This is a genomic window from Neptunicella sp., assembly GCF_048268085.1.
In the GTDB taxonomy this organism is placed as follows: Bacteria; Pseudomonadota; Gammaproteobacteria; order Enterobacterales; family Alteromonadaceae; genus Neptunicella.
In genome coordinates this window covers 163001-189327 of the sequence record NZ_JBLWWF010000005.1, presented here as the reverse complement: position 1 = coordinate 189327, position 26327 = coordinate 163001, and the positions used below count along the sequence as shown (strand labels likewise).

Here is a 26327-nt window from a genome sequence, read left to right as displayed (position 1 = left end):
ATGACTCATTTTTTTGAGCCTACTAGCTGAGGGTACACTTGCTGATAATTGGCTACAGAGTTACGCCAGTTACGTTCGTTCTCCACGTACTTGCGGCCATTAGCGATTATCGTTGGCCAATCCTGTTGTTGGTTCAATATTTGAATAGCTTTATTGGCTAGCTCAGTAACATTACCACTTTCAAATAACCAGCCATTGGAATTGTCTTTAATTAGCTCTTTATGGCCACCCACATCAGAGGCAAGTACCAACTTACCTTGTGCCATCGCTTCCAGCGGTTTAAGGGGGGTCACTAATTCGGTCAAACGCATTGGTTTGCGCGGATAAACTAACAGATCGACTAAACTATAGTAACGTCCTACATCGTTATGTGGCACCCGGCCCGGCATAATGACAACATTGTCCAACCCCAATGTTTTAACTTGTTCCCTGATATTCTGTTCTTGAGGACCACCGCCCACCAACAGCAGCACGGCATTAGGTATGGTCTGGATTATTTGAGGCATAGCCTGAACAATCAGATCCAAGCCTTCGTAGCCATAGAATGAACCCAGAAATCCCAAAACGACTTTATCTTGCAACGCCAATTGCTTAGCCAATTCAGCATCTTTATCAGTGATTAAGTTGAATTGCTCGATATTCACTGCATTGGGAATTACGGTGATTTTTTCCTGAGGTACTCCTCGTTGGATTAAATCATTGCGTAACCCTTGGCAAATAGTGGTCACGGCATCTGCACGATTAACTACAAAGTTTTCCATTTTACGAGTTAACCGATAACGTATATCCCCTTCCTTGCAAGTGCCGTGATCGACTGCAGCATCTTCCCAAAAAGCGCGGATTTCGTAGACCACAGGTAAGCCAGCCTGTTGAGCGGCTTTAAGTGCAGCTAAACCATTTAAAGCCGGTGAATGGGCGTGAATAACGTCTGGTTTTTCAATCTTGATGGCTTCTAGAATTCGATCTCGTAACGGGTTAACTAAAGCAAGTTGATTAACGCCAGGTACTTTAGTCAATATACCTTGCGGTACCTTAGTGCGATAAAAAGCCAAGCCATCGACTTCTTCTATCTCACTGTCAAAAGCACCTTGTTTGGGGCTGGTCACATGACAGGTTTGCCAACCTAATTGATGTTGTTGCTTGAGAATTGATCGGGTGCGGAAGGTATAGCCGCTATGTAATGGGATAGAATGATCAAGTACATGTAAAATTTTCATCACAATCAATCCAATTGCTGACGCATAAAAGATTCAAACATAAGCAATGCCCATAACGATGCGCTGTTATCTCTTAGTCCATTGACATGGTCATCAATTAAACGCTTGATACGTTTCATATTAAAGTAACCCGACTCCGTCATTTGCTGGGATAGTAATCCATCATACAAACGTTGTTTTAACGGGCCTCTTAACCATGCAACTAGTGGCACTGCAAAGCCCATTTTTTGACGATACAGAATATCGTCGGACAGGTGCGGCTCTAATGATTTTTTAAACGCGCTTTTACCTACACCATTAGATAAATTGCTTGCGGATGGGGTGTTAAACGCCCATTCAATGAACTTATGATCGAGCAATGGCACTCGCACTTCCAACGAGTGTGCCATTGAGGCACGGTCGACTTTAGTTAAAATGTCGCCTACCAGATAGGTTTTCATATCAATGTACTGGGTGATTTTTAACGGGTCGAGGTGTTTGGCCTTGTCACCGTATTTTCTGAATACTTCAAGAGAAGAATAGTCGCCCAGGCTGGCATTATATTCATCCGAAAACAGTTTTCTTCTTTCATCCTTGCGCAATAAGGACATGGAGTTGTAATAGCCTTCAACGGTATCTAATGCCATTGATTGAAAAGTGGTTTTAGCCCTTAAAAATTTGGGTGCCCAGTCCAGTTTGGGATAGAGTTTGCCCAATGGGCCAAAAATCGCTTTGCGTAAACCAAGCGGCAATAAGCGACGTATTTTTTCTTCATGCATATGCAGGTTATAACGGCGATAACCGGCAAATAACTCATCCCCTCCATCGCCTGAAAGGGCGACGGTAACGTGCTTGCGGGCCAACTCACATACTCGGTAAGTTGGCATCGCTGAGCTGTCTGCATAGGGTTCATCATATAAGTCGGCTAACTTATCGACCAAATCAAAATCGTCCTGATCGACCACTTCCATTCGATGATTGGTTTTATATTGATCTGCCACTTGTTGGGCATATTCAGTTTCGTTGAAAGCTTTAACATCAAAGCCAATAGCACAGGTATTGACGGGATCGGATTGCAGCTGCGCCATCAACGCCACAATAGCGCTGGAATCCACGCCACCAGATAAAAAGGCACCGAGTGGTACATCTGCCACCATTCTGATTTTAACGGCTTCTTTTAATCGTTCAACAAGCTGTTGATTGACAGCTTCTGCGGATAAATCATTCTCGAAATGTACCGGAACATCCCAATATTCTTTGGGTACCGGCAGTTGATTGTTGCCTTTTTCTAATAAAAAACAGTGGCCGGGAGATAATTTATAGGTGTTTTGATAAATGGTGTGGGGTTCAGGAATATAGCCAAAGGTGAAATAGTCTTCCACTGCCGTATTTCGCAAGGTTTTATCAAATAGTGGATGTTGTTTTAAAACCTTTAATTCCGAGCCGAAAATAAATTCGCCATTTGGCAGTAATGAATAGAAAAAAGGCTTGATACCAAGGCGATCTCTAGCGATAAACATACATTGTTTTTGTCTGTCCCAAATGGCAAAGGCAAACATGCCACGTAGTTTATGTACGCATTCTTCGCCCCACTCCAACCAGGCATTTAGAATGGTCTCGGTATCGCCATCTGTATTAAATTGATAGCCCTTGGCAGAGAGTTCCTGATGCAGTTCTTTGTAGTTATAAATTTCGCCATTAAATACAATACAAGCGCGTTGGTCTGCGCTCATCATGGGTTGCGGGCTGCCTTCCAGATCAATAATCGACAGGCGTCTATGTGCTAATGCAACACCAGGATCAAAAAAATAGTCACCGGCATCCGGGCCGCGATGATGTTGACGATCATTCATTTTGGCAATGATATTAGGGTCTAATTGGTTATTTTCAGTTAGATGAAAAATACCGGCGATTCCACACATTCTTGTAGTCCTTACTGCCCAAATGATTGATATAACTGGTGATATTTATTCACCATGGTGTCGATACTAAAATTGTTAACGCAATATTCTCTAACGGCAATACGATCCTGCGCCAGTTTATCTTGATTATCGATATAGATTGCCATTGCATTGGATAATGTTTGCACATCATTGACACTAACTAAATGACTTTGTTGGTGTTCAGGCATAATTAAATCTGGATTCCCTCCCACTGCGGTTGCAATTACGGGTAATCCGCAAGCCATGGCTTCTAGTATGGTATTTGAAATACCTTCTGCTAAGGAAGGTAAAACAAAAATATCCATTGTATTCATTAATTTATTGACGTCTTGTCGGTTACCGGCCAAATAAACATGCTCTTCAATACCGGCTTGTTTGATTCGCGCTACCAGCTGATTCATCAAGATACCATCGCCCACGATTAGCAATTTTAACTTGTCTTGCCATTGGGGATGTTGCTGACGTAACTGGATAAAAGCTTCAAGTAAAAAGGGTTGATTTTTGACTTCGGCCAATCGGCCTACAGTGGCAAAAATCAGGTTGCCGGTGGCATAAAATGACTCGGGTAAATCGATGGCTTTATCTGACTGTGGGGCAAATTTTTGGGTATCGACACCATTACAAATCAGCGTAGTTTTGTTTGCCGGTACGCCTATCTTATGCTGCAGGTAATGTTTGGCTTCTGACGATAAGGCAACATAATGGTGGATAAATGGGCGAAATAGTTTTCTTAATAACTGATATTTGGGATTGCTGCCGCCTAAATCATTCACATCCCAACCATGTTCACCATGAATGCGTACTTTAATTCCACGCCACCAACCAACAAGTTGGCATTCAACCGAGGTGAGATTGCGGGTGTGCAATATGTCTGGTTGCAGTTGCTTAAGCTGCCTATTGAGGCGCACAAACATGCCCCAGTCATTTCCCTCTTTCTTGGCTAAATCAAAAAATTGCACATTGCTGGTTTTTATTCGCGCTGCAAAATCAGGATTGCACCCGGTTAAGGTGATAATACTGTGTTGATAACGCTCTGGATTAAGATGGTTAATTAAATTAACGACTCCATTCTCCAACCCACCGGTATCAAACCGATAGATGATATGCGCGATATGTAATTTAGTTTGATGCACTTAACGCATCCTTCAACGTTTCGTTCAAATGCTGCTCGGCAAAGTCGGTTAATTCTGCCTTATTAGTACCAAGTGGATTTAACGGTAGTGATATAGCGATGAAATAACCCGTTTGCGGTTGGCCTAATAGAGCCTGAATGGCTTGTGATAATTTAATCTTCAGCGTCGACGGACTCACGAGCCATTGATTGACATAGGTGTATGCCAATAAGCGTTTAGTACCTTGGCTGTTAATAATTTCAATGGTGTTAAACCGTTCACCAGAGTGACGCGTCACTTTTGACCAGGCTCTCTCGTTGTAGACTAGGTTAACGCTATTAATTAACTCATGATTTTGTCGGTTCGCACCATAATAGGCGATGTAAGCATCTATATTTTGCGTATGTCCAGTCTGCTCAATACTCGGATTCTGAAAACGGGGTAACCAGCTAGGATCGCTATTGTCCCCGTTGAGTTGCACGACAGATTGGGGATCAAAATCAGTAATTTCGGGCATATTGGCCACACTGGCCCGATAGCTTTGCATTAAAAATGTTGCTGCCAAAAAACAGATTAAAGGTGGTAAAGAGGAGCGAATACTCAATCGGGTTTTGGGGGTGTCGGAATGGTAGCTCTCAGGTAACGGATCACGCCAAATATTACCAATATAAAACATTAACAGGATGACCACGCCAAAAAATAACCAGCCATAAATGAGATGATCGACACCGGTGGCGTATTTCATCTCCGATAGATGGGCGATCATGACAATCCCATAGGCTCGAATACCATTGGCTAGCAGTGGTAAAAATAATGAGAAAAGAATAAAAATAATTTGTTTCTTGCGACTGGTATAGCTTAAATAGGCAAATAAAGTCCCCAAGGTAAACGACGCAATCAAATACCGAATACCTGAACAGGCTACTGCGACTTCAAATAATCCCCCCGGTACGGCTATGTATAATCCCTCTCTATAAACCGGGACATTAGTTAACTGCAATGCATAGACAGTTATGTCTGCCGTCAGGTCCTGTAATGCGGGGATCAGAAATTCTCCCGCAGGTACGCTAAACATCCAAAAAACAAGCGGAAATAAAATAATTCTACATGCCTGATTACCAAGTGTTAGCCAAAGAAATAAGGGTAAAAGTAAAAAAGTGGCACCTTGTTCAATTACCAGCATTTGCGCCAAGTTGCCTAGTAACCAAATTACCATGGTGGCTAAAATGGGGATGATCGCCCAATAATTAGGGTTAACCGTTGCTCGTTCTAATGCACTCCAGTTTTGATAGATTAAGTACACGCATATTGGAAAAATGATGAAACCGTGAGTAAAGGTTTCCGAACGCTCCCAAATATCAACGGTGGAAGCAATGCTGCCATAAAACAAGCCCGCCCAAATCACAAAAACCGTAATAAGTAACGGTAGGATTCCTATATTATTTTTGTTTTGCATTGATATAAATCCTTCTATGCCAGCTTAATTTAGTGATTGAGTAACACTGGCAACTCGTTCAATGTCTCATGCCATTGCAGGTTTTCAATAATCCATGCTCTGCTCATCGGCGCATCTTGCCGTTTTTCGATATAAGCACAAACCGAATCAGCAAAGTTTGTTGCGTCGTCAAAAATGCTAATGTGTTCATTTTGTGCATCAATGCCTTCTATTGCCATTGATGTTGCGATAACGGGTTTGGCTAATGCCATGGCTTCGAGGACTTTATTTTGAATGCCACGGGCAATTTGTAGAGGAGCGACGTTGATTTTGGCCTGCAATACGTAAGGGCGTACATCTTTTACTCGACCCGTCACGGTGATGCCGTTTTTGCCATGTAAGGCCTGTATTGAGGTGCTCGGATTCCCACCGACAATAAAGAAGGTGGCTTGCGGATAACGTTGTCGCACAATTGGCCATACAGACTTAACAAACCATATAGCCGCATCTACATTAGCCCAGTAATCCATTGCACCAGTAAAGGCGACATCGATAGACTCGTTGATTGGTTCAATATCTGGGTTAGCCGGATCAAAATATTCTGTATCCACGCCATTTAATAAATGGCCAATTTTATCTCGTGTGGCAGGCTGTAGTTGCTGACGGAATAGTTCCGCTTCTTGCGGCGAAACAAATAGCGAATGGACCACTTTATTCGCCACGGTATTTTCAAATTGTTGCAAGGTGCGCCATTCTCGCTGGTAAACCCATTTTTTCACTGGATTCGCCTCTTGTGCATACTGTCGCCATTTATCGGAATCTACGTCAACAAAGTCGACGACGGTATGTAATTGCTCTTTATCAATCACATATTGCGCCATGGTCGAGGAAAAAATTAACGCCTTGGTAATATTGAATTGGGCACAGCTATGATCGACCCATAACTGCATAGCCGAACGGTGGTAATAGGGAATGGATAAGGCATTGCCGGTTAATAAGGCAATACTCGACTTAAGCGTCGACCAATATTTGTTGACGGGCAGCGCAAATACGCTTTTACACCAAGTATTTAATTGTTCGACATATTGTTGATCGTAGGGGTCATCAATAAAGCAGCCTAAATGCACTTCATAATGTTTAGCCAGTTGCTGCAATATATTAAAGGAACGAATTTTGTCACCCTTATTCGGTGGAAAGGGGATGCGATGACAAAGATACAATAACGACGGTTTTGACATTGGCTAACCTAAATATTTCGATAAAAACGGGCCAATTAATCGACTCACGCCAATGGGGAGTTTTTGCCACAGATTGATAAACAATTTGTATTTAGGATTATTGGGGCTCAGGTTAGGCAAGCTATCGGCTTTCACCAAATGATATTGATAATGTAAAGGCGTGGCGTCCATTCCCCAGTGCTTTTTATAAATGTAGGCACCGGAATCCACTTTGCTGCGGCCAAAATCAAAATAATCACAGTCTTTATCGGCCCGTGCATGACACATCAACTGATAGTACATAAAGTCATTACTTTTCAAATTGCGCGCTTCAGGAGTTCCGCCACCGTAATAAGGTAATACTTGCCCTTTGTAATAAAAACTGAGTACCGAAGAGACGGCTTTATTGTGATGTTTGACGGTGAGCACTTCACATTGATCGTTAAACACGTTTTTTAACACGCTAAAGTAGTGCTTGGGGAAAACCGGAGTGCCTAAATTGCGCACACTCTCGGAATAGATTTCATAGCACTGCTCGACATTATTGTTAATTTCAAAGGTTAATTCGCTATTTAGAGAATGACGGATAACCGCGCGTTGTTTCTTTTTTACCGCCGCCAAAATGGTTTCGTTATCTTCACCCAAGTGACAACCAAAAGTGACATGTTGACTGCGAGTAATGAGATTGTTGTCCCGCTCAAAGGGATAGCGTAATTCCAGATAATCGACAGCCAAGCGTTCAGCCAATTCAATCGCTTGTTGCTCTAAAAAAATCATTACCTCAGGGTCATCGCTGGCTACGCCGCCGTAAACGCAAAAAGGGGTAGATACTAATGCATTACCAAATAAACGACTTTTTTGATGAACTAAAGGTAATACGCCGACAATCTGTTGTTTCGATTCCGCGTATAAAAAATAGCAGTGATGGCCATAGGCTTGTTCAATAACCTGCTTCCAGCCAGATAAATGGAAAAAATGACCATTTTTGCACTGATCGACAAATTGATCCCAGGCGGTACAGACTGATGGTTCAGCCGTGAGTGTTTTGACAACCAAATGAGACAAGCTAACTTACTCCGTAGACATCCTTCATGGTTGACCAGTTAAAGTCCACCAATAGCTGTTCCAATTTACCAAAGGTTTTATTCAAATTGATATAATGCCTAAAGTTCGACTTCCATGATGCACCAGCCACTCTAGGCTGTTCGGGATCAATTTCCCAAGGATGAAAGTAGAAAGAATAAGGTTGTTTTTCGGCATTTAAATAACGTTTTATCAAACTACGGGACAACCCATAGGGATATAAACGGAAGTATCCTCCCCCACCGATAGCCATTTGTCGGCCTAAAATTTTCAAGGTTGGAATCGGAATTTCAGTAATGTTCTCTGGTCGGCGATAAGCAAAACGTGGCCAGTCCGGTGTGCCATATAAATCATGTTTTACCGGATAGGTACTGGAACTGTATTTAAAGCCTAACTCTACCAAGGTTTCAAACGCCCATTGGTTGTTATAGCTAATCGAAAAACTAGGCGCTCGGTAACCCAATATGGCTTCGCCAATGAGTTGCTCCAGATGGTCTTTAGAGCGTGACACGTCTTGGTGGAATACCTGTTGTGTTTGTTCGGTAGCGCGTCGATGTGCATACCCATGGCTAGCAATTTCATGGCCACGGGCATGAATATCTTTGATTAATTCAGGAAAGCGTTCTGCGACCCAACCTAATACAAAAAAAGTGGATTTAACTTGATGTTTATCGAAAAGATCCATTAAGCGATAAGTATTATCCGCAACCCGTGGTTGATAATCCTGCCAGTTATCGGGAGAGATGACCTTATCAAATGCCGAGACTTGAAAAAAATCTTCAACATCGACGGTCATTGCATTAATAGTGGGGGATAACTTAGTCATTATCGTCCTTTGCCGAATAACACTACTTCAACGGTGCGGATTAGGATAAGTAAATCCAGCATTAGACTTTGATGTTTAACGTAATACAAATCGAATTTGAGTTTTTCCATTGAATCTTCAACGCTGGCACCGTAAGGGTAATTTAGCTGTGCCCAGCCTGCCAGACCAGGACGCACGTTATGTCGCTGATTATAATAAGGAATCTCACGGATCAATTCTTCAACAAATTCAGGCCGCTCAGGACGAGGCCCAATAAAACCCATTTCTCCGCGCAATACATTAAGTAATTGTGGGAGTTCATCAATTCGATATTTACGAATAAAGTTGCCAACTTTCGTGGTGCGAGAATCATTTTTAGAAGCCCATTGGGCACCATCTTTTTCAGCATCTAACCCCATGCTGCGGTATTTGATGATTCTGAATACTTGGCCATTAATGCCGATTCTATCCTGACGATACAATATAGGGGCGCGGATCCCGTCTTCTATCCAAATTGCTAACACGGTACATAGCATTAATGGCCAGGTGAACAGTAGAACAAATAATGCCAGAAAGGCATTGATCGCGTAATTAACCGCATCGCGTAAATAGTTATGGGTGTGAAAACCATTTGAGTAGATGACCCAACTGGGGTAGATCATATTCACGGCGATTTGTCCGGATTCACGTTCCATAAAATCCAGAATATCGACAATCTCGATACCTCTTACCCGGCAATCAAATAATATATCGATTGGCAAAGTGCCTCGCCGCTGATCACAGGCAATGACAATTTCTTCAATATCATTATCCGTTAAATAGGTGCGGAAGTCGTCGTCAATAGGCACGTGGATGAGCTGTTCCTGCTTGATGCCGTTTTCTCGATTATCCCCGGGCATGGGAATAAAACCGGCCAGTTCAAAGCCTAATCTATCTACATCGCGACGCATACGCTGTTCAATTATGGCCGCTCTTTCTCCGGCACCGATCACAATGATTCGATTTTTACCCAGACCTAACGCACCCATTTTATTTGAGAAGTAACGGAAAATAGATAAGGCCAGAATGATTAAACCGGATGTCACTGGGAGATAGTAGACGTGCATACTGAGGTTTTGTAATAACGTGCTGGTTAGCAACTCCATAACAAAATAACTGATAGCAACGCTGACAAAAATACGTCGTAAAATTCCCCGAAAGGATTCTCTGAGTTTGGCTTCATACAAGCCCACAGAGAGGGCGGACAATTGCACTAAGATAACCAGTAGAGCAATATTGATAGCTAGTATTTTATTTTCTGCTGGTGCAGCGTTTTCGGCTATTTGCGTGACAACCCAACTGGCCAAATGAGCCACATAAGCAATGATAATGGCTTCTAATATGACAAGTATGTTGGAGCGTCTAACCTGCTTTCCTTTTCCTGGTCCCATTAAGGCTCTCGCAATTTGTTTGTCTAAAGTAATTAGTGTTTGTTGTTATAACTAGTTGAGATATTTCTGTTTATGTTAACTTTTTCAACTCTATTAAGGTTGCTAATCTTATTGAATCTGTTAAAACTAAGCTAATTTATTTTTAATTTGACTGATGTGGAAACTGTACATGATGAAAACAAAAATAACACCTGTTGCCTGCATGTTTTTATTAGTGTGGATGTTAGGCGGCTGTACCACAAACTCACTTCCTCCTGCGACGACTCACGCTTCATTAACAACATCAGTCAATGATTACAATTATTTAATCGGGCCGGGAGATAACTTAAATATTTTCGTGTGGCGTAATCCTGAAGTATCAGGTTCTTTTTTAGTTCGCCCAGATGGAAAAATTACTACCTCACTGGTTGAAGATATTCCGGTGACGGGTAAAACCCCAACGCAACTCGCCCGAGATGTTGAAAAAGCACTATCCAAATATATTCGGGATCCTATTGTGACGGTGAGTCTTAGCCGATTTAACGGGCCGTTTAGTGAGCAAGTGCGGGTTATTGGTGAGGCAACCAATCCACGTTCAGTGAGTTATGCAGAAGACATGACTTTACTGGATTTGATGATTCAGGTGGGGGGCTTGACTCAATTTGCCGATGGCGATGATGCTAAATTAATTCGGGTGGTTGATGGGGTGCAAAAAGAATATTCAGTGTATTTGGAATCTCTGATTAAAGAGGGTGATATTTCCGCGAATGTAGATATTTTGCCCGGTGATATTTTAATTATTCCGGAAGCCTGGTTTTAGATTCTAAGTTTATTTAGAGCAGGGTATAATTTTTCGCTATTTTTTAACAATTTAATGAGCCGTAGTAGTAATAAATTATGATGGGAATTCAGCAAGCGCTTGATCAGGTGTTAACCTTCTTAAAAGGAATTTGGATCAAGAAGCGTTATATTATTATGTCGTCTTGGCTTATTTGTCCGATTGGCTGGGGATTGGTTGCATCGATGCCAGACGAATATGAGTCGTCTGCCCGAGTGTTTGTTGATACCAACAGCTTGTTACGACCTCTTTTAAGAGGTTTAGCCGTTTATAATGATCCGGAGCAACAAGTTAATTTAGTGGCAAGAACACTATTAAGTCGCCCCACACTAGAAAAAATTGCCCGTGAAGCGGATTTGGATATTACCGCTAAAACTCAACAAGAGCTTGATGAAGTGATTGATGAGTTAAAGAAAAATATCGGTCTAAGCACGACTCGTGAAGATAATATTTACACTATTAGCTACCCGTCCTATACCCCCGAGTTATCGCAAAAAATCGTTCAAATTACCTTAAATGAATTTGTTGAAACCTCTTTAGGTTCCAATCGCAAGAGTAGTGACTCGGCAGAAGAATTTATTAATCGGCAAATTAAAGAGTATGAGCAACGTTTGCAGGAATCTGAACAACGTTTGGCTGAGTTTAAACGTACCCGAATGGATAAGGCGCCAGGTGATACTGGCGACTATTATACCCGCTTGCAGGCACAAAAGGCTCAATTGCAAGATGCCGAACTGCGTTTAAATGAGCTGAAGTCTCAGTTGGCGTCGGCTAAAGCACAATTAGCCGGTGAAGAGCCGGTATTTGGATTAGCTTCACCAACACCTGACATTGATACCAATCCGAGTATCAGTACGCAATATGATAGCCGCATAGAATCGATGCAAGCACGTCTGGACGAACTGTTAATTCAGTATACCGAGCAACATCCGGACGTGATAAAAATTAAAGGATTGTTAGCCCGATTAAAAGAAGATCGTAAAAAACAAATTGAGGCAATGAGTCAGGCCGCTAGTAGTACGGGATCTTATAGTCAGTTTGGTAATGTGAATCAGAATCCGGTTTATCAGGAAATGAAGATTAATGTGGCCAATATTGAAAGTGAGATCGCATCAATTGAAGTACGGGTGCAAACTTATAAGGCCGAGGTCAAGAAGTTAGAAGAAAAGATTAACTTGATTCCATTAATTGAAGCCGAATTTCAAGGTCTCAATCGTGATTATGGCATCATTAAATCTAAATATCTGGAACTGTTAAGCCGCAAAGATTCGGCCGAATTATCACGCAAAGCTGAAGCGACTACTGATGACATTCAATTTCGTATTATTGATCCGCCTCGTTTGCCTACCAAGCCTTCTGGACCGAATCGGATCATATTTTATACCTTGGTGTTAATACTGGGTTTTGGTTCGGGACTGGGTATTGCTTTTCTAGTCAGTCAGATTAACCCGGTGGTATTTAGTCATCGCCAGTTAATCCAGCATTTTAATATACCGGTATTGGGAGCCGTGTCCCACATTGACGCAGCGAAGTTGATTCGTGCTAATAAACGTCGAATTATTATCTTTTCACTGTCCAGTTCTGTTCTATTGTTTATCTATGTGGGTATTGTCACGATGGAATTGGTCTATGGTCGATTACCCTTTCATCTGCTGGAGAGTTTAGTGTGAGTACTATCGAAAGAGCATTACGAAAACAAAAAGCAGATGCTGATAAGGCCAAGGCGACTAAAGACAGTGAAGCCTTACAAAATGAATCTCAACCAGATCAGCCAGAGTCGGCTGCATCATTGTCGGCGCAGGACGATGTGTTACACAATGAGCCTCTCGCCAGTCAGTCAGGTGTTGTGCCAGAGCCAGCGTCGACGCCTTCGCATAAAGCTTATTTGCAACTTGAGTTGGATGATAAGCACTTTGTCACAACTAATTCCATTAAGCATTCCATTGGTGAGGAATTTAGGGCCATCAAGCGTAAGGTGCTAAGTAACGCGTTTGGACCATTGTCCAAAACCCTGAATAACAGCAACATTATAATGGTATCCAGTGCCAATCCTCATGAAGGTAAAACCTTCACTGCCGTCAATCTGGCGCTGAGTATTGCCTTGGAACAAGATAAAACCGTGTTATTGGTTGATGCCGATGTGCTAAGACCCAATGTGATGAAAACATTGGGTGTGACTTATGATAATGGTTTGATGGAGTATTTGTTGGGCGAGGTGGATGATATTTCAGAAGTGATGTATTACACCAATGTCGAAAAGTTACGCATTATTCCAGCCGGCAAGTCTCATCATCTTTCAACTGAAATGCTAGCCAGTGAGAAAATGCTGGAAATTGTTAATGATTTCGCCACTCGTTATGCCGACCGGGTGGTGATATTTGATTCCCCTCCCCTATTAGGTATTAATGAAACCGCTATTATGACTAATCTGGCGGGTCAGGCTGTAGTTGTTATTGAAGAAGGTAAAACTAAACTGGCCGATATATCCTCGGCAGTCGAGCAGTTAAATCCGGATATGGCTAAAGGTTTTGTGGTCAATAAGTCTCAAAAAGGTAATGCTGGATTGGGATATGGTTATGGCTACGGTGCCTATGGCTACTACAACGCAGGAAATGAATAAGGTGCTAGTGGGTAAGGTGTTAAAAATTAAACGTCTTTCATTACTTGTTGGTTTATCTTTAGCTACTATTCCAGCGCAGGCGGATTGGCAATTTACCCCTTCGTTTGATTCGACAATTGATGCTTATGATCGTCAATTTGATGATGGAACAGCGGCTAAAGATGAAGTGCTTTCATTGATGCCAAAATTCACTGCAGTTTTTGATGGCAATAAAGCCGATGGATCGTTTTATATCCAACATACCCGGGTATTACCCAATAGCGATGAATTTACCAAGGCTCGCAGTTATACCAGTTATGGTTTGGCTACCCAAAGTCGTTTTGGGGCTGATTTATTCTCTCTAAGATTGAGTGCAAATCAAGATTATCAGGTGCGCGATCCGGCGGATGCCATCTCCTCTAACACCCTGTCGACACCAGAGCAGTTTAGCAAAGTGAAACGTTATTCTGGCGGGTTGACGTTTTCCTTACCTAATCCCCTTTGGTTTGGTTTGACAGCGGGCATTCAGACTGCAAAATCGGAATCAGAATCAATAGAAGGGCAAGGTTTTCTTGGCCTTAATAATGAAAATGAAGGGGCTAATATTCGTTTTTACCAAGGTAAGAATGTTCGCTTTATTAATTGGAATTTAACTGCAACCTATAACAACACCAAGCGTGAAGTGAGCGACGATTTCAAGTCTACGATGCTGAATGCTAAGGTCTCATTGCCATTATTTATATCAAATTTACGTTTTGTGGTGACCGCGCAAGACGAGAAAAACGAGTTAGGTTCCAATGTGGTTGAGTTCTCTGATGCCTATGATCAAACTAGCTATGGCGCTGGGTTAGAGTGGTTTGTCGCTGATAATCGTTATATTACTATCACGTATAACCGGATTGAAAAGTCACTCAATGATCAGCAACAAAACTATCTCGGCTTAGACGCCAAATGGGCATTGAGTAGTCGCACTTCTATTGATGCCAATTATGGCAAACGTTTTTATGGTGACTCCTATGCCTTCAACCTGATTCATAGCACCCGAGATATTCGGACTTCCATCGGCTACGAAGAAAGTATTACGTCCTTTTCGCGGATAAACCAAAATACGGTTAATGCGGTAATTGTCTGCTCGGTAGGGGAAACACAGCTGGAAAATTGTTTTCAACCGGAAGTCGGTTATGAGTTATTACCTGGTGAGCAAGGATTTAATATATCCCAGCAAATCCCAGAATTGTCAGAAGAGGTCTATTTACGCAAAAGTGCCAATATTGATGTTAGTTGGACTCGTCGAAAATTAACGTTGGCCGTTGGCGCTCGTAAGGGAAGTACAGATTATCTTGAAAGCAACCGCCAGCGAGATGATCAAAGCTTATCTCTGCGTGCTAGTTATAAATTGAATTACAGTACCAATTTGAATTTTTCCGGCAATTTTGCCGAGTATCAATATGAAACCGAAATGACCCCGGATAAAACTAAAACAATTGGGGTGGGGTTATCTAAAAAGTTAGGTCGCAATATTACCAGCAGTATTAATCTGCGCTATCTGGATAGAAAGTCTGATTTACCTTCAAATTCATTGACCGACCGACGCATCACTGCCAGCCTGGGTTATACCTTCTAGCTTTTGGTAAAGTGTTTAATTAAACACTCAGTCCAGCCGCGATAACGATCAATAGTAGCGATAGACCAATATAAAATATTTCTCGCTTATATTTGCCTTTGTAATAGGCTTGTCTGCGTGAGGCGCTACCTTGCCCATGTGCTGTAAATAATTTTTGGCCGTTACTAGATGATGCTTTCATTCGTTTGCCCCTAAATATATTGCAACCACTGGTTTTTATTATTGTTTGCTTGTTATTTAGAATGTAAAACGTCTACATACTGTATCTTATTCGGCCGTTTTGGTTAATTGTTTAAGATTACAGCTAATTTTAATCAGATTTTAACCGAATATAGGTTTTATATTTCTTTTTCAACAACTTATCAATATATCGGGTTAATTTAATTTTTTGATTGATAGTATTATCCAAAGTATCAACCAGTTCTAACAGCATGGATTTATAATAATCTACATCTTTAATATCGGGAGCGACGTTCGCTTCTTGCAAGGGGGCATCTTTTTGTACAAACATTTCATCCGCGACCTCTTTAGTGAGGGCTTCTATATCGTCAGCATCAAGAAACTCCAATTCCTCCAAAAAACCAAATAACAAAGCGCGATCAACAAAGGTATTAATACGTCTAGGCACCCCACCAGTGAATTTAAAAATGGCTTGAAATGCACCGTCACTAAACAAACTACTGCCATTCCAGCCAGCGTGGTGCAAACGGTACTCAATATAGTTTTTACATTCTTCTTCACTTAAGGCGGTAAGATGACAGGAAGCAACAATACGTTGCCGGAACTGTTCCATGTTCGGCGCTTTAATAATATCTTGTAATTCTTCTTGGCCCAGCAAGAAGCTTTGTAGCAAAGGCTTGCCGTTCACTTGAAAGTTAGACAGCATGCGTAGCTCTTCAATTGACTCTAACGGTAAATTTTGCGCTTCATCCACCAGTAATAGTGCGCGTTTACCCTGTTGCTGCAGTTGAATCAGAAATTGTTCTAATGCGCCTAGTGTTTCGGTTTTGGTTTGGCCCTTAATATCCACTGAGAACTTGGAAGCGACCATCCTGACTAATTCATCGGGTGACAATTTAGGTGTGACTATTTGTGCTGAAACAATATCATCGTGATTAATATCACTGAGTAAACTGTTGGCAATGGTGGTTTTACCGGTCCCTATTTCACCGGTGATAACGATAAAACCTTCCGATTGTGACAGACCATATTCTAGATAGGAAAGAGCACGCTTGTGCAATTTACTGGCAAAGAAGAACTCCGGATCGGGGGTTAACTGAAACGGCCGATTGTTTAATCCATAAAAACTTTCATACATGACATACTGTCGCTTTCTTGAGTCTAAATAATCCGCTGACGAAATGTAGCGGAGTCTATTCAAAGTGAGCCGTCAGCTTACGCGATCTGATGTCCAGTTAACAATATTTTCAGCGGAATTATTTTTGTTAGAATTTTGACTTGAGCAGACTAATCTGTTCGCAAAAATGATGCAGGGTAGGGCCATAGATAAAGGGGTTTTTATCTTTCTTGATGCAGTATAAGTTTTCAAAGCGTAGCACCTGTTCAGGGCTATAAGTCACTTTATTAAAATAATCTAATTGCATCTCGTTGAAGTTCTGGGTATCCATTGACATGTTACCGCGTAATTGATCCAATGTTTGGCGACTTTGAATTTGCGAAATTTCAGTCATCCAGTTAGATAGCGTATGGTGCATATCGGACAACAGATATTGAACAAATGAGGAACGCAGAACCAAGAATAGTAATGCGACTTCGATAATGATGATAAATGTTTTTTTCATGAATAAATACAGTAAAGCCAAGTAACCAGAGCATACAATAATTGCTAATTATTGTGCAGTTTTTATCCTTATATCATCCTATACCTAAGATTTTTTTGATTTAGAACAGTATGCCCAACAAGGTTAACGGTTAAGATCAGCAACTCGTTGTTAGATTAGAGTCTGCAAAACTTGATAGCTTGAGTGTATAATGCAGACTCAAATTGGAAATCAGGCCTTTGGTGATATGAGCAATAAGATTCCCGTAAAAGATATTACTCCCGTTAAAATCCACCAACCAGAGTCAAGCTCACACGATAATCATTACACACCGAGAAGCCATATCTATGTAAGGTCGGTCAAGGGACTGTATGACACTTTTCGTCGTTCCTTTGGTTTGTTTTTTGTGGCGTTATTTGTGTTGTTACCTTGGCTTACCTTTAATGGTCAGCAAGCCATTCTGTTCGATTTGGCCGAGCAGCGCTTTACGATTTTCAATTTAACCCTCTGGCCCCAAGATCTGACGCTACTGGCGTGGATATTTATTGTTGCGGCTTACGCCCTGTTTTTTGTGACGACTTTTGCCGGACGGGTGTGGTGTGGTTTTATGTGTCCGCAGACCACATGGACGTTTATTTTCATCTGGTTTGAGGAATTGTTTGAAGGTAGTCGCAACAAGCGTATCAAATTAGATGAACGTGCGATGGACTTTGATAAGTTTTGGCGTAAAACCGCCAAACATTTTTGCTGGCTGATGGTCGCCATCCTGACATCACTGACCTTCGTAGGTTATTTCACCCCTATCAAATCTTTATTTATTGATTTTTTCACCCTGCAAACGGGGTTTTGGGTAACCGTTTCGGCTTGGTTTTTTGCGTTTTGTACCTATGGAAACGCAGGCTGGCTTAGAGAAATTATGTGTACCCATATTTGCCCCTATGCTCGTTTTCAGGCGGTGATGTTTGATCAGGATACGCTGACGGTATCTTACGATGCCGAGCGGGGCGAAGGGCGTGGTCCGCGTCCGCGTAAAATGGATGAGCAAACCCGTAAAGAGAAAAATATCGGTGATTGTGTTGATTGTAATTTATGCGTACTGGTTTGTCCGACCGGGATTGATATTCGCAATGGCTTGCAATATGAATGCATCGACTGTGGCAAATGTATCGATGCTTGTAACGATACAATGGATAAAATGCGCTATCCAAGGGGGCTCATACGTTTTACCTCGGAAAATCAGCTCAAAGGTTCGGGGAGCAAAATTCTTCGTCCGAAATTAATCGGTTATGCGTTAGTGTTAATGGTCATGGCCGGTTTACTGGTATTGGAGTTGGTGACTCGCATCCCCCTTGCCGTAGATATTATTCGTGATCGCAATAGTCTTTATCGAGAAACCAATGAAGGCTTAATCGAAAACGTATATACCCTTAAAATTCTGAATAAATCCCAGTTTGCGCAAACCTATCATATTGATGTGGAAGGTCTGCAGGATCCCAAATTAACGGGCCAAACTGATGTCGAAGTGCAAGGGGGGGAAGTCTACACCTTGCCCATTAGTGTGGCGGTTGATGCGTATTCAATTGATCAGGCGGTAACGGATATTAATATTCGGGTACAAGCCACCACGCCGGGCAGCGAAGATGTGATGCAGTTAGAGCCAAGTAAATTTTTATATCGATAAATGATGGTTTGTTGATACGGACGTGTATCATGTGGCGTCTTATTATCAATACCAGAGGCTCACCGTGTCCGAATTTAACTTTTCATCGTTAACACCCGATTTTATTCTTGATGCGATTGAGAGTACCGGGCTGATTGTTGAATCGGGATTGCTGGGTCTCAATAGCTACGAAAATCGGGTTTATCAATTTATTGGTGAAGACAAAAAGCGTTACGTGGTTAAATTTTACCGACCAAACCGCTGGACCCGTGAGCAAATAGAAGAAGAGCATCAATTTGCATTCGAACTTGCTGAGCATGATATTCCGTTAGTGGCACCACTAAAATATGGCCAATCCAGCCTGTTGGAATATCACGGCTATTTTTTCGCCTTATACCCATCAGTGGGCGGTCGACAATTTGAAGTGGATAATCTTGACCAGTTGGAGTGGATGGGACGGTTTATCGGCCGCATCCACCAAGTTGGCCAAGGCAGTCGTTTTAGCGTGCGTCCACAAATCGGTATCGATGAATACCTTCACCAGCCGCTACAAATCCTGCGGCAAAGTCAGCTAATTCCTGCCCAGCTCGAAAAGGCGTTTTTTACTATTCTGGAAATGGTCGCCAATAAAGCGAGTGATTTATATCATTGTGATAACGTTATTCGTTTACATGGAGATTGCCATCCGGGCAATATTTTATGGCGTGACGGCCCCACCTTCGTGGATTTGGATGATAGCCGGATGGGCCCTGCTATCCAGGATATTTGGATGATGTTGTCTGGTGACCGGCAAGAGCAGTTAGTGCAGCTGGACACCTTGATTTCGGCTTATGAAGAGTTTGCCGATTTTGATATGGGTCAATTAAGTTTGATCGAACCATTACGCGCCATGCGCATGATCCACTATATGGGGTGGTTGGCTCGTCGCTGGCAAGATCCGGCTTTTCCTCGTGCTTTTCCCTGGTTCGCCAGTGAACGCTATTGGGAAGAACAAGTATTGGCGTTAAAAGAGCAGTTATCCGCGTTACAAGAACCACCACTGAGTCTGTTAACTCCTAATTTTAATCAATAGATTGATTTTATATTCCATCAAATTATAATCCTCCGCAGTTTAAGGTGCTTCTTGTTATAGCAATGTCGTGACGGAAGTTAAACGGGAAGTCTGTGCAAATCAGACGCTGCCCCCGCAACGGTAAAGTAAGTCATTCCTGATGGAATGCCGGTTTGTGAATATGCCACTGTTTTCGAATGGGAAGGCCACAAATTGGGATTGATTATCACTTACTAGCCCGGAGACCGGCCTTTAACCTGTGTTTCAGGAATGGATAAGTTCATTCCTGGATGTGACTTTTCATCATGCTCGGGCGGAGCATTTAATGGATCCATTCTACTATGTTAAATTTCAAACAGCATTCAGCTGGTGTTTTATCCGTAATTCTTTCAACTGGTTGTCTGGCTCAGGCGCAAGCCGACGTTGAACAAATCAGTATTCTTGGTTCAAGAATACCTATTCACAAAAACAAATTAAGTGGTTCGAGTAGTTTAATTAGTCTGCAACAAATCAAGCAATCTGGTGCACTAAGTCTGGTGGACTTGTTGCGTGGACAGGCTGGATTGGCGTTCAGTCAGTCAGGTGGTAAAGGGGCGTTGACTGAACTGAGAATGCGCGGCAGTGAAGCAAACCACGTATTGGTTTTAGTCGATGGTGTGGCTATTAATGATATTGGCCAAGGTGATACTGTTGATTTTTCGCAGATTAACCTTAGCGATGTGCAGCAGATTGAAATTCTTCGTGGCCCTCAAAGTGCCTTGTGGGGAAGTGGTGCGATAGGTGGTGTTATTCTGATTAGCACTCAAGCAACCCAAAGTGATTTTGCTGGTGATGTCAGTGCGCAATGGGGACAAAATAATACTCGTCAGGTTAATGCGAGTGTCAAAGGTAAGCAGGATAAGTTGAATTATGGATTGTCTGCATCGGCATTTGATACAGATGGTACCAATATTTCGTTAGTGGGTGATGAAGATGATGGATACAAGAATATTCATTTCTCTAACAATCTGGGATGGCAAGTCTCGACTCACAACCGTTTAGAATGGTCATTTCAACACAGCGATGCCACTGCTGATTTTGATGGTACTGATTTTGTAACCACCGGCCTGTCTGCCGATGCCAATAACCAAACTGAAATATTACGCCAAAGTGGCCAGTTGTTATGGCGCAATAACAGTGCTGAAAAATGGCAACATAAAGCCGGTGTGCAATTTAATCGAAATGAAAATGATACTTTTGCCAACGACATAGCCGATGGCAGCAATCATAGTGATATGCAGCGTTATTATTGGCAATCCGCTTATCAATACGCTCAGCAAAGTTATTTAACACTTGCCGCAGAACATACTCAAGAAAACTATCAACAGACCGGTACGGTGACAGATTATGGTGATCCTAATCAAGACCTGTCCAACCATATCAATTCGCTGATTCTGGATGTACAACACTATTTATCGTCCACGTGGAATGTGTCGGTCAGTGCCAGAAAAGATCATAACCAAGTATTTGATGACAGTAATAGCTACCGTTTGGGAGTGAACTATCAACCTACAGGCGATAGTCATTATTATGTCAGCGTGGGCAAAGCGGTTAAGAATCCTTCATTTGTGGAGCGTTTTGGCTATTACGCCACGTCTAGCTATCCGTTTGTGGGTAACCCTGATTTGCAGCCTGAACATTCACAAAGCTGGGAAATCGGAGGGGATGTTCAAATTACCTCAAATTGGCAATGGAGCTGGTCACTGTTTAGCAGTGAGTTGGAGGATGAGATAAATGGTTATTATTATGATGCCGACAATTTTGTTACCACCGCCATTAATAATGAGGGAACCAGTCATCGAGATGGTCTAGAAACCTCGGTTTCGGGGAAACTGGGTAATCTATCCATACAGGCTAATTACAGTTATCTGGATGCTTCGGAACCTGATGGTATGCAACAGGATCAAAAAGAATTAAGACGACCTCGCCATAGTGCCGGAATTACACTTAATCTGCCGTTTTCCGGTCAGTTGGGTAATATCTATTTGCATGCGGCGTATCAAGGAAGTCGTGACGATGTGTATTTTCCCCCTTATCCGTTAACCCAGCAAACCGTTGGTTTGCGAGCTTATACGCTGGTCAATATGGCGGTACAATATCAATTAAACGAGGCACTACAGCTGCAATTGCGACTGGATAATCTTTTCGATCAGGATTATCAGGATGTATATGGTTTTGCTGGTCAGGATCGTGCAGCCTATATCGGAGCAACCTACTCCTTCTAGTGCCTCGCAAAAGGCAATAATAGCTTGTTACAAAGGCCAGTCGGATTTTGTAGCAAGCTATGCTAATCTGCCCAGAGGAAAATAATCTTTTAAATAGAAGACGAGTTTATGATGAGAAAAATAATTGGATTTGTATTTTTAGCTTTAATATTGCCTTTGCAAGCATGCGCCCAAGAGCAATGGAAAGAAGGTGAACATTACGAAGTTATCGCTGAAAAAGCGACGGCAAAACCAGAAATATTGGAATTCTTTTCATTTTGGTGCCCCCATTGTTTTAGATTCGAATCTATTGTTACAGATTTGCAGAAAAAATTACCGGATGACGTCAAGTTCAAGAAAATCCATGTCAATTTCATGGGCTTCACTACACCTGAAATTCAGGAAGAGGCAACTAAAGCCATGATGGTTGCACGTGTATTGAAACAGGAAGAGTTATTGAACTCGGCCATCTTCAAATATATTCATGTACAACGAGCACATATCACTTCGATTAAAGATCTGAAGAATATCTTTATTGTTAATGGCGTCGATGGTGATACGTTTGATAAACAGGTTGCCGGTTTTAGCGTGAATAGCTTGTTTTTACAAAATAACAAAACCATTGACGAGTATCGTAGCCATGTAAATAGCGTACCGACTTTTATTGTTAATGGTAAATATAAAGCTAAGTTCACACGTGATATGAATGGCGATGATATTGTTAATTTAATCCTGTGGTTAACCAAGCTTAAGTAACCCGTTTACAAAGGATACTAAAAAGCCCGAATCAGTTATTGGTTCGGGCTTTTTTATATGTGAAAGTACTCAAGTTGGTTTAAATAAACTCGAAGGCATCACCATACAGGTTTTTTAACAACAGTCCTTTGGCATGAAAATCTTCACGGGCCACTCCCGCCATTTCAAAACGGCCGGCGATGTAAACCTGATAAGGCTCTAAACTCACAAAATCAGCTAGCACGGCCTCATGTACTCTGCCGGTGCGACCTTGCCAATCGGATGTGGGGTTCTCGATTACCGGGACAAAGCAAAAGTGTTTGTGCTCACGCGCCAAGGCTTCCAATTCTTGGTGGGCGTACATATCTTGTGAAGTACGAGTTCCCCAGTATAAGAATATTGGTTCTTTATTGTTACTCGTCAATAATGATTGGAGTATTGAGCAGGTATAGGAATAGCCGGTTCCACCCGCCAATAATATAGTGGGTTTAGTTTGGCTATCGCGCAAAAAGGCATTGCCGTGTGGCCCGTCGATAACACATTCATTATGTTGCTCTAAATGTTGCAGCACTTCCCAAGCATAAGGATTTTGCTCTGATGCACCAATATGCAGTTCAATATAGGCTGCATTATCTGGCGCATTGGCAATTGAAAAAGGTCGTCTATCGGTGTCGCTCATCACCACACGAATATATTGGCCAGCTTTGAATGCCAAGCCATCTTTAGGCTGCAACACAATTTGTTTAACAAAGGGTGTTAACGTGTCAATTTTCTGTAATTTACAAACTATTTCGGTCATCAATTTTTACTTAACTTTGGTTTGCTCAAGACCCAATTCGGGCCACAACTGGTCAATTCGATCTTTTACTGATTGACTCATCTCTATTGGGATCCCCCACTCTCTGTCGGTTTCTGCCGGCCATTTGTTGGTCGCATCCATACCCATTTTTGAACCCAAACCGGAAACCGGAGATGCAAAATCCAAATAGTCTATGGGAGTATTCTCGACTAACAGGGTATCTCTGGCTGGATCCATCCGGGTGGTAATGGCCCAAATAACATCTTTCCAGTCACGGGCATTGACATCATCGTCGCATACAATAACAAATTTCGTGTACATAAACTGGCGTAAAAATGACCATACGCCCATCATGACCCGTTTGGCATGACCGGGATATTGTTTTTTCATGGTAACTACCGCCATGCGATAACTGCAACCTTCGGGGGGAAGATAGAAATCAACAATCTCCGGAAACTGTTTTTGCAGAATCGGTACAAACACTTCATTTAATGCTACGCCTAATACCGCTGGTTCATCGGGTGGGCGGCCCGTATAGGTGCTGTGATAGATGGGATTATCACGATGGGTAATATGGGTGACCGTAAATACCGGAAAAGTATCAACTTCATTATAGTAGCCGGTGTGATCACCATAGGGGCCTTCAGGAGCGGTCTCCTCAGGGTCAATATAACCTTCGAGTACATATTCAGCCGATGCCGGAACTTGTAAGTCATTGCTAATACAACGAACCACTTCGGTTTTATCACCCCGTAGTAAACCGGCAAACGCGTATTCTGACAAACTATCGGGTACGGGGGTCACTGCCCCTAAAATAGTCGCGGGATCGGCTCCTAACGCCACTGACACCGGAAAGTTCTCACCGGGATGCTGTTGGCACCATTCTCTAAAATCTAACGCGCCACCCCGATGGGACAACCAGCGCATAATCAGTTTGTTGGGACCAAGCAATTGCTGACGATAAATTCCCAAGTTCTGACGACTTTTTTGTGGCCCACGGGTAACCGTTAAGCCCCAGGTAATCAGTGGCGCCACATCACCAGGCCAGCAAGTTTGAATCGGCAGTTGAGTCAGGTCGACTTGTTCCCCAGTCAGTATATTTTGCTGACATGGGGCTTTTTTTACTTCCTTGGCCGGCATATTTAATACTTGCTTAAATACGGGAATTTTGTCCCACGCGTCTTTTAATCCTGTAGGGGGCTCCGGCTCTTTTAGATAAGCGAGTAGTTTGCCTACTTCCCGTAAAGACTCCACCGAGCTTTGTCCCATGCCCATCGCCACCCGCTCAGGAGTGCCAAATAGATTAGCCAATACTGGAGTATTCGATCCTTTGGGATTTTCAAATAAAATAGCCGGACCACCCATTTTTAAGGTGCGATCGGCAATTTCAGTCATTTCCAATATCGGATCGACCTCTTGACTCACTCGCTTCAGTAAACCTTGTTGTTCGAGTTGTTGAATAAAATCGCGTAAGTCTTTGTATTTCATAAACAGACCTTAGTGAATTGTGAAAGCAACATCGCTTTACAATAAAATTGCTTGCTCTGGCGAGGATTGCCCAGTAGCGTAGAATGATTCCGGCAGGAAGATTCCAAAAATTGCGGCTAGTATACATTTCAAGACCTGCTGATACGAGAACCTGATGAAAAAGATCCTGGCAATTTTCATTCTATTATCCAGTTCCCACGCCCTTGCTTGTGAGGGAGAAAACTATGATCAATTTGATTTTTGGTTAGGCCACTGGAACGTTACGACACCGGCAGGTAAAGTCGCTGGCACTAATGATATAAGCCAGGAACTGAATAATTGCGTCCTGCATGAGCACTATTCTACGCCATCCGGTTATCAGGGAAACAGCTATACCATTTACGATATCGTGTTTGATAAATGGCACCAGACATGGGTAGACAATAGCGGCACTTTACTGGAGCTGGATGGTGGCCTGCAGGGCAACAATATGGTGCTACAAGGCAAAGGAAAAGATCCCCAAGGCAATCTGCTAATACACCGCATCACCTGGACACCGAATGAAGATGGAACGGTTCGACAGCATTGGCAACAAAGTGCCGATCAAGGTCAAAGTTGGACAACGTTATTTGATGGTTTATATACAAAAAGCGAGAAAAAATGATGATATTTAACCAAGCAATGATTGATGAATTGAATTTAATCCTTAAATTTCCTGTGGATAGCATGCTGCAGGGAATCAAAGTCCATCATGATGCAGAGCCTGACACGGTTGCTGCCTGTAAGCGTCTGTTTGATAAAGGAATCATCGATCAACAGGATGGTGGTTATCTGACTGACCTTGGTCGAGACTTAATTGAGCATGCTAAAATCCTGCAATTTGCCTTACGTCATCAATAACACAGGATAACAATATGAACGCAGATCAACATCAAGCAGTATTGGCAATGAATGCCGACAAGCGTTGTGATTATTTCTTAACCCAAATCGAACAACAGCAAAAAGTATGGACGATTGTGGATGATCAGGGGGTGATGCTACTGGTTAGTGATGATGAAGATTGTATACCCGTCTGGCCCGCTGAAGAATTTGTACAGGAATGGATTAACGGTGATTGGGCCCATTGCCAAGCTCATAGTATTAGTATGGATGAATGGCAACAAAAGTGGTTACCGGGTTTAGAAGAAGATGAAATTGAGGTTGCTGTCTTCCCATTGTCTCATGATGGGGGATTAGTGATGAGTCCCTGGGAACTCAGTCACAATAACAAATAGAAAAAAGCCGCTTTCAATAAGCGGCTTTTTACTTTTTAGTTATCAAATTACGGCTG

General features: G+C 42.3%; 24 protein-coding genes and 1 riboswitch. Of the genes, 11 read left to right on the top strand and 13 right to left on the bottom strand.

Annotation, left to right across the window (positions count from 1 at the left end; translation table 11 throughout):
- Positions 1 to 5 precede the first annotated feature (5 nt).
- The 8 genes from ACTD55_RS05860 to ACTD55_RS05825 are packed head-to-tail and all read right to left on the bottom strand — an operon-like array spanning position 6 to position 10221.
- Positions 6 to 1217 carry a TIGR04063 family PEP-CTERM/XrtA system glycosyltransferase gene (locus tag ACTD55_RS05860; protein ID WP_438863377.1) on the bottom strand — a complete coding sequence of 404 codons (1212 nt, stop codon included), beginning with the start codon at positions 1215 to 1217 and terminating at the stop codon, positions 6 to 8.
- Positions 1218 to 1222: 5 nt separating this feature from the next.
- Positions 1223 to 3118 carry an XrtA/PEP-CTERM system amidotransferase gene (locus tag ACTD55_RS05855; protein WP_438863376.1) on the bottom strand — a complete coding sequence of 632 codons (1896 nt, stop codon included), beginning with the start codon at positions 3116 to 3118 and terminating at the stop codon, positions 1223 to 1225.
- Between the two features lie 11 nt (positions 3119 to 3129).
- Positions 3130 to 4272, bottom strand: coding sequence for a TIGR03088 family PEP-CTERM/XrtA system glycosyltransferase (locus ACTD55_RS05850; RefSeq protein ID WP_438863375.1), 1143 nt, complete (start codon positions 4270 to 4272; stop codon positions 3130 to 3132).
- Positions 4259 to 5707, bottom strand: coding sequence for an exosortase A (xrtA, locus tag ACTD55_RS05845; RefSeq protein ID WP_438863374.1), 1449 nt, complete (start codon positions 5705 to 5707; stop codon positions 4259 to 4261). The genes ACTD55_RS05850 and xrtA overlap by 14 nt, the downstream gene beginning before the upstream one ends.
- Positions 5708 to 5736: 29 nt before the next feature.
- Positions 5737 to 6924, bottom strand: coding sequence for a TIGR03087 family PEP-CTERM/XrtA system glycosyltransferase (locus ACTD55_RS05840; protein ID WP_438863373.1), 1188 nt, complete (start codon positions 6922 to 6924; stop codon positions 5737 to 5739).
- 3 nt (positions 6925 to 6927) lie between these two features.
- A complete protein-coding gene (locus tag ACTD55_RS05835; protein WP_438863372.1) occupies positions 6928 to 7968 on the bottom strand; it encodes a FemAB family XrtA/PEP-CTERM system-associated protein in 1041 nt (346 codons plus the stop codon).
- Between the two features lies 1 nt (position 7969).
- Complete coding sequence (locus tag ACTD55_RS05830; protein WP_438863371.1) at positions 7970 to 8812, bottom strand: XrtA system polysaccharide deacetylase; 843 nt, start codon at positions 8810 to 8812, stop codon at positions 7970 to 7972.
- Positions 8812 to 10221 (bottom strand): TIGR03013 family XrtA/PEP-CTERM system glycosyltransferase, encoded by a 1410-nt coding sequence (locus tag ACTD55_RS05825; protein ID WP_438863370.1) that lies wholly within the window; start codon positions 10219 to 10221, stop codon positions 8812 to 8814. The genes ACTD55_RS05830 and ACTD55_RS05825 overlap by 1 nt, the downstream gene beginning before the upstream one ends.
- A 172-nt stretch (positions 10222 to 10393) precedes the next feature.
- On the opposite strand from ACTD55_RS05825, the gene ACTD55_RS05820 reads away from it, so the two are divergent.
- The 4 genes from ACTD55_RS05820 (at position 10394) to ACTD55_RS05805 (ending at position 15261) form a co-directional block, all read left to right on the top strand.
- The gene (locus ACTD55_RS05820; protein WP_438863424.1) at positions 10394 to 11020 is read left to right on the top strand and encodes an XrtA/PEP-CTERM system exopolysaccharide export protein; all 627 of its coding nucleotides are present in this window, start codon (positions 10394 to 10396) and stop codon (positions 11018 to 11020) included.
- 77 nt (positions 11021 to 11097) lie between these two features.
- On the top strand, positions 11098 to 12708 hold the full coding sequence (locus tag ACTD55_RS05815; RefSeq protein WP_438863369.1) for an XrtA system polysaccharide chain length determinant: 1611 nt from the start codon (positions 11098 to 11100) through the stop codon (positions 12706 to 12708).
- Positions 12705 to 13658, top strand: coding sequence for an XrtA-associated tyrosine autokinase (locus tag ACTD55_RS05810; protein WP_438863368.1), 954 nt, complete (start codon positions 12705 to 12707; stop codon positions 13656 to 13658). The genes ACTD55_RS05815 and ACTD55_RS05810 overlap by 4 nt, the downstream gene beginning before the upstream one ends.
- Positions 13630 to 15261 (top strand): TIGR03016 family PEP-CTERM system-associated outer membrane protein, encoded by a 1632-nt coding sequence (locus ACTD55_RS05805; protein ID WP_438863367.1) that lies wholly within the window; start codon positions 13630 to 13632, stop codon positions 15259 to 15261. The genes ACTD55_RS05810 and ACTD55_RS05805 overlap by 29 nt, the downstream gene beginning before the upstream one ends.
- 19 nt (positions 15262 to 15280) lie before the next feature.
- On the opposite strand, the gene ACTD55_RS05800 is transcribed toward ACTD55_RS05805, so the two are convergent.
- The 3 genes from ACTD55_RS05800 to ACTD55_RS05790 form a co-directional block, all read right to left on the bottom strand.
- Positions 15281 to 15442, bottom strand: a complete 162-nt coding sequence (locus ACTD55_RS05800; RefSeq protein WP_438863366.1) for a hypothetical protein — start codon at positions 15440 to 15442, stop codon at positions 15281 to 15283.
- 129 nt (positions 15443 to 15571) lie between these two features.
- On the bottom strand, positions 15572 to 16579 hold the full coding sequence (locus ACTD55_RS05795; protein WP_438863365.1) for an XrtA/PEP-CTERM system-associated ATPase: 1008 nt from the start codon (positions 16577 to 16579) through the stop codon (positions 15572 to 15574).
- A gap of 127 nt (positions 16580 to 16706) precedes the next feature.
- Positions 16707 to 17063 (bottom strand): hypothetical protein, encoded by a 357-nt coding sequence (locus tag ACTD55_RS05790; RefSeq protein ID WP_438863364.1) that lies wholly within the window; start codon positions 17061 to 17063, stop codon positions 16707 to 16709.
- A 226-nt stretch (positions 17064 to 17289) separates the two neighbouring features.
- On the opposite strand from ACTD55_RS05790, the gene ccoG reads away from it, so the two are divergent.
- The 4 genes from ccoG to ACTD55_RS05770 all read left to right on the top strand — a co-directional run bounded on the left by ccoG (position 17290) and on the right by ACTD55_RS05770 (position 22752).
- The gene (gene ccoG / locus ACTD55_RS05785) at positions 17290 to 18723 is read left to right on the top strand and encodes a cytochrome c oxidase accessory protein CcoG (RefSeq protein ID WP_438863423.1); all 1434 of its coding nucleotides are present in this window, start codon (positions 17290 to 17292) and stop codon (positions 18721 to 18723) included.
- A gap of 64 nt (positions 18724 to 18787) precedes the next feature.
- Positions 18788 to 19774, top strand: coding sequence for a serine/threonine protein kinase (locus tag ACTD55_RS05780; RefSeq protein WP_438863363.1), 987 nt, complete (start codon positions 18788 to 18790; stop codon positions 19772 to 19774).
- Between the two features lie 26 nt (positions 19775 to 19800).
- Positions 19801 to 20021, top strand: a riboswitch (cobalamin riboswitch).
- 73 nt (positions 20022 to 20094) lie between these two features.
- On the top strand, positions 20095 to 22017 hold the full coding sequence (locus ACTD55_RS05775; RefSeq protein ID WP_438863362.1) for a TonB-dependent receptor plug domain-containing protein: 1923 nt from the start codon (positions 20095 to 20097) through the stop codon (positions 22015 to 22017).
- Positions 22018 to 22128: 111 nt separating this feature from the next.
- On the top strand, positions 22129 to 22752 hold the full coding sequence (locus tag ACTD55_RS05770; protein ID WP_438863422.1) for a thiol:disulfide interchange protein DsbA/DsbL: 624 nt from the start codon (positions 22129 to 22131) through the stop codon (positions 22750 to 22752).
- A 79-nt stretch (positions 22753 to 22831) separates the two neighbouring features.
- Here ACTD55_RS05770 and fre read toward each other — a convergent pair whose 3' ends face one another.
- Together fre and ubiD are read right to left on the bottom strand one after the other, a co-directional pair.
- Entirely contained in the window at positions 22832 to 23530 is a 699-nt protein-coding gene (gene fre / locus ACTD55_RS05765; protein WP_438863361.1) for an NAD(P)H-flavin reductase, read from the bottom strand.
- A 6-nt stretch (positions 23531 to 23536) separates the two neighbouring features.
- On the bottom strand, positions 23537 to 25018 hold the full coding sequence (ubiD, locus tag ACTD55_RS05760; RefSeq protein WP_438863360.1) for a 4-hydroxy-3-polyprenylbenzoate decarboxylase: 1482 nt from the start codon (positions 25016 to 25018) through the stop codon (positions 23537 to 23539).
- 154 nt (positions 25019 to 25172) lie between these two features.
- Here ubiD and ACTD55_RS05755 point away from each other — a divergent pair, with 154 nt between their 5' ends.
- Genes ACTD55_RS05755 through ACTD55_RS05745 form a run of 3 tightly spaced genes read left to right on the top strand, consistent with a single transcriptional unit; the run spans position 25173 to position 26271 of the window.
- On the top strand, positions 25173 to 25661 hold the full coding sequence (locus ACTD55_RS05755; RefSeq protein ID WP_438863359.1) for a hypothetical protein: 489 nt from the start codon (positions 25173 to 25175) through the stop codon (positions 25659 to 25661).
- Positions 25661 to 25897, top strand: a complete 237-nt coding sequence (locus ACTD55_RS05750; RefSeq protein ID WP_438863421.1) for a TIGR02647 family protein — start codon at positions 25661 to 25663, stop codon at positions 25895 to 25897. Before ACTD55_RS05755 ends, ACTD55_RS05750 begins: the two co-directional genes overlap by 1 nt.
- 14 nt (positions 25898 to 25911) lie before the next feature.
- Positions 25912 to 26271, top strand: coding sequence for a DUF2750 domain-containing protein (locus ACTD55_RS05745; protein ID WP_438863358.1), 360 nt, complete (start codon positions 25912 to 25914; stop codon positions 26269 to 26271).
- The last annotated feature ends 56 nt before the right edge of the window (positions 26272 to 26327 follow it).